Genomic DNA, 802 nt, shown 5'->3' with positions numbered 1-802 from the left:
CCCCCCCCCCCCCCCCCCCGCCGCTACCGCGTCGGACCCGGCGACCGCGTGCTGCAGGGCTACCACCCGGCGTTCGACGCGGCCCTGCTCGAGCTCCTGCTCGCCCACACCACCGGCGCGACCCTCGTCGTCGCCCCGCCGGAGGTGTACGCGGGCGCGGACCTGCAGCACCTGCTGCGCACCCAGCGCATCACCCACTACCTGTCCACCCCCGCGGTGCTCGGCACCCTCGACCCGCAGCAGCTGCCCGACCTGCGGGTCGTCGCCTCCGGCGGCGAAACCCTGCCGCCCGCGCTCGCCGCCCGCTGGACCCAGGGCTCGGGTGCGGCGGCCCGGCACATGCTCGACGCGTACGGTCCCACCGAGGCCACCATCGTCGCGACCCTCGCCGACGTCGACGGCCGCGGCGGCATCGGCCGGCCCGTCCCCGGCACCGTCGCGCACGTCCTCGACGCGCGGCTGCGCCCGGTGCCCGACGACGCCGTCGGCGAGCTGTACCTGGCCGGGACGTCCGTCGCGCTCGGCTACCTCGGCGCCCCCGGCCTCACCGCGCAGCGGTTCGTCGCCGCGCCCGGCGGCACCCGCCGCTACCGCACGGGCGACCTCGTGCACCGCCGCCCCGACGGCACCCTCGCCTTCCGGGGCCGCACCGACCGGCAGCTCAAGGTCCGCGGCGTGCGCATCGAACCCGGCGAACTCGAGGCCGCCCTGCTCGCGCAGCCCGGCATCCGGCACGCCGTCGTGCTGGCCTCCGGTGGCGCGCTCGTCGCCTTCGCCGCCGCCGACCCGGACGTCGACGACA

At 78.6% G+C, this 802-nt stretch carries 1 protein-coding gene; it reads left to right on the top strand.

Translation table 11 applies throughout. The features are described 5' to 3' along the window. On the top strand, positions 1-802 hold an 802-nt coding region (locus tag OEY_RS28170; RefSeq protein WP_010593284.1), incomplete at both ends, for an AMP-binding protein.

It is taken from the genome of Rhodococcus sp. P14, from assembly GCF_000256505.1.
GTDB lineage: Bacteria > Actinomycetota > Actinomycetes > Mycobacteriales > Mycobacteriaceae > Rhodococcus > Rhodococcus ruber.
This window is presented reverse-complemented; position numbering and strand designations above follow the sequence as displayed.